This window comes from Streptomyces sp. NPDC001732, assembly GCF_053596315.1.
In genome coordinates this window covers 1-3,228 of sequence record NZ_JBSFFY010000171.1, presented here as the reverse complement: position 1 = coordinate 3,228, position 3,228 = coordinate 1, and the positions used below count along the sequence as shown (strand labels likewise).

General features: G+C 68.4%; 4 protein-coding genes and 1 pseudogene. 3 read left to right on the top strand and 2 right to left on the bottom strand.

Annotation, left to right across the window (positions count from 1 at the left end):
• Window positions 1–354: 354 nt before the first annotated feature.
• On the bottom strand, window positions 355–1,146 hold the full coding sequence (locus ACWCXX_RS41035) for an MBL fold metallo-hydrolase (protein ID WP_451136379.1): 792 nt from the start codon (window positions 1,144–1,146) through the stop codon (window positions 355–357).
• Window positions 1,147–1,238: 92 nt separating this feature from the next.
• On the opposite strand from ACWCXX_RS41035, the gene ACWCXX_RS41030 reads away from it, so the two are divergent.
• Window positions 1,239–1,835: a CGNR zinc finger domain-containing protein gene (locus ACWCXX_RS41030; RefSeq protein ID WP_451136378.1), complete on the top strand. Its 597-nt coding sequence runs from the start codon at window positions 1,239–1,241 to the stop codon at window positions 1,833–1,835.
• A gap of 390 nt (window positions 1,836–2,225) precedes the next feature.
• On the opposite strand, the pseudogene ACWCXX_RS41025 reads toward ACWCXX_RS41030, so the two are convergent.
• Window positions 2,226–2,384, bottom strand: a pseudogene (locus tag ACWCXX_RS41025) (ISL3 family transposase); the annotation flags it as partial.
• On the opposite strand from ACWCXX_RS41025, the gene ACWCXX_RS41020 reads away from it, so the two are divergent.
• Window positions 2,331–2,591 (top strand): HNH endonuclease, encoded by a 261-nt coding sequence (locus ACWCXX_RS41020; RefSeq protein WP_451136381.1) that lies wholly within the window; start codon window positions 2,331–2,333, stop codon window positions 2,589–2,591. The pseudogene ACWCXX_RS41025 and the gene ACWCXX_RS41020 overlap by 54 nt on opposite strands.
• A gap of 312 nt (window positions 2,592–2,903) precedes the next feature.
• Window positions 2,904–3,098 carry a hypothetical protein gene (locus tag ACWCXX_RS41015; RefSeq protein WP_451136376.1) on the top strand — a complete coding sequence of 65 codons (195 nt, stop codon included), beginning with the start codon at window positions 2,904–2,906 and terminating at the stop codon, window positions 3,096–3,098.
• Window positions 3,099–3,228 lie beyond the last annotated feature (130 nt).

Genomic DNA, 3,228 nt, shown 5'->3' with positions numbered 1-3,228 from the left:
CCCTGTACGACGGCGACGCGGACGACACGAGTGAACCCCTCCCGGCACGATCAACCACAAGATCATCCCACCCGGTCAGTCAACGTGACAGTGCCGACGGCGGGGCTCGGGTACGGCGAGTCGGACATGGCAGCCGTACTGCGCGCTATCGAGACCCGCACCGACAAGGCCCTGTAGCGATGGGCCTCGTAGTCGCAGAGGCAGGCGCCGCGTGCAGCGGGGAGAGACCGGCCTCAGGGGAGGACCTGGGTCTCACCGTTTGACGCAGCATCGCTACGTCATGGCTGCGCTGCACGATTGCGTGAGACGCCGTGCGGCGCTCCTCCCGCTTCCGGCCGGGGGCGTTCCTTCCGGTCAGCCCCGGTAGCCGAAGTCCAGGCGGTCGGCCAGAGCGGCGGCGGTGAAAGCGGCCATCAGCTGGTCGCGGCCTTCGGTGAAGTGGGCCCAGCTGTCGTAGTGGACGGGCACCACGCGGCGGGCGTCGAGGATCGTGGCGGCCTCGGCGGCCTGAGCGCTGTCGAGGACGATGCACATACCCTCGAAGAGGGCGGGGAAGCGAGGGGCGCCGGCGAAGACGATCGCGGTGTCCACCGGGGCGTAGCGCCCGGCGATCTCCTCGACCACGTCGAGAGAGGCGTTGTCGCCGCTGACGTAGACGGTGGGCAGGCCTTCGCCGGTCAGGACGAAGCCGACCACTTGGCCGGTGACCGGCTCGACCTCCTCACGTGCCCCGGGACCGTGGATGGCGGGGACACCGGTCACGGTGATGGTGCCGCCCTTGGGACGGTCCAGTTCGATCGACTCCCAGTCGTGCAGTCCCTTGGCCCGCTCCCCGAGACGCCGCCCGCCGCCGGGGGTGGTGAGCGTGAGCGGGACGTCGGCGAGCAGAGCCCGGCCGGAGTCGTCGAGGTTGTCGGCGTGCTCGTCATGGGAGAGCAGAACGACGTCGATGCGGCCCAGATCGGCAGGGCTGCCCGAGGAGGGTGTCGTCTTGATCAGGAGCGGCCCTTCGGACGGGTAGTCACGGGGGGCGTCGAAGGTGGGGTCGGTCAGGAACCGCAGGCCGCCGTACTCGAAAAGAGCGGTCGGACCACCGAAGACGCGGACGGGGAACTGGTCGCTGGCTGTCGTGTCGGAGGAAGTCATGCAGCACCACTTTCTCATGGATGAATACGCCGTATCCGTGAGGTGACCGTACGGGACTCCTCACGGATGGCGCAAGCTGTACCATGAGAGTCATGAAGGAGGTCACGGCCGCCGAGCCTGTTCCGCCGCCCGCTTCGGGCGCAGAGGAGTACCCCGCCCTCGACTTCGCCAACAGCGCCATCGCCCTGCCCCAAGGGCAGCACGTGGATCTCCTCGGCACCCCTGCGTCGGCGAATCAGTGGCTCACCGAGCACGGCCTCGCACCCGCCGACGCGGGACTTCAGGAGATGTGCACCGCGCAACTGCGTTCGCTGCGCGAACAGATCAGATCCTTGTTCGCCTGCCACGTCGCCGGACTCCCCGCGCTGCCCGCGGCCCTGTCCGCCGTCAACGACGCGCTGATCAAGACCCCCACCATCGCACTGCTGCACTGGGACGAGAAGAACGGCCCCTACCGAGCTGTTTCACACCCCATCACCCAGCTCGTCGACCACGCCCAGGCAGCCCTCGCCACCAACGCCGCCGATCTGCTCACCGGCCCCGACGCCGAACGCCTGACGGCATGCGGCTCCGCCCCCTGCAACCGGTACCTGCTCCGACGCGGCCGCCGCCACTGGTGCTCCACCCGCTGCGGCGACCGGGCCCGCGCCGCTCGCGCCTACGCCCGCCGCACCCAGAATCAGGCCTGACACGCTCGGCAGCCGGAACGGAATGCGGCGCCCAAAGTGTTGTACGTGCACGAGGATCCCGAGCGCGGCGACCCGGCTGGGATCGGATGCGTGCGGCACCAGCGTCGGCGACAGCGGCCCAGCACTTGGCCCTGGCTCACGCCACCCGTTGTCGGGACGGCCCTCGGAGTGCTCACGCTGATGGCGGTCGTGACGGCGTCCCGGGCGATGGGAAACAGGCAACACACCCTTGACCAGTCACCCGGTTCCAAGTCATCCGTTGGCACCCGTGGCAAGGATGCTGGCGCGGGCGGCGGCCGGACAGCCGACCGCCCAGGGCGCCCTGCACCTGGCCGGGGTCTGTCAAACGAGCGGCTCTGGCCCGTAGTCGGTGGTGACGCTGGGTGTCTGTCAGGGCAGGAGGATGCGGTGGCGGAGGAGGGCGAATCCGGCGCGGCCGTGCATCTGCCTCATGATCCTCTTGGTGCGGGTGTTGACGCCTTCGGTGCGGCCGTTGTGGTAGGGCAAGGTGAGGGCTGCGTTCACGGCGGGCCGGTCAATTTCGAGACCAAACGCAAGGAGCTGGTCACCCGACTCCTCGCCGGGCGGTGCGAGCCGTGCGGGCGGATCGACGCGGTAGAAGTCCACCACGTCGCCAAGCTCGCCGACCTCGGAAGACCGGGCGGCCAGCCGCCATGGGCAGATCTCATGGCCGCACGGCACCGCAAAACCCTTGTGGTCTGCGGAAGTTGTCACGCGTCCATCCATGGCAAGTGACCTGTCACAGCACTCACGGAGTAGTCGCTGGAGAGCGACGTGCGGTGAAAGTCGCATGCGTCGTTCGGGCTGGGGGCCGTGGGAAAAGGACCTGCTCAGCAGGCACCTCACCGACGGCCCACCAGTACCCTCTGGCGCAACCTCGGCGAAGCCGCCGAGCGATGCGTATCGCGCCATCGGACCTGTCTGCGAGCGCCATTCACGGTTCCCAGGTCCGAGAGCGTCACCGCATCACCGGCCCCAGAAGCTGGCACGTCCCCGTGGCCGACTGGACACCGCTTCGCCGATCGAACTCGCGAGAAGCACGCCATCGTGCACGAAATGCTCGGCGAAGGACACAGCCGGCGGGCAGTCGCCCGTCAGCTCCGGATGACCTACCGCACCGTCCAGCGCTTGGCTGACGCGGCAAGCCCGGAAGACCTCTTCCAAGGCCAATGGCAGAACCGCAGGACGAAGCTCGACGACTTCAAGCCGTACCTGCACGAGCGATGGGCCGAGGGGCCTTGACCCCGAATCTTGGACACGGGTTATGCGGCTGGTGTCAGCGTAGTTGATGTTGTTTTGGACGCTGTCTCGTAGGCGATCGGGCTGCGGTGCCCGAGGCGGGAGTGACGGCGTGGGGTGTTGTAGCGGTGCA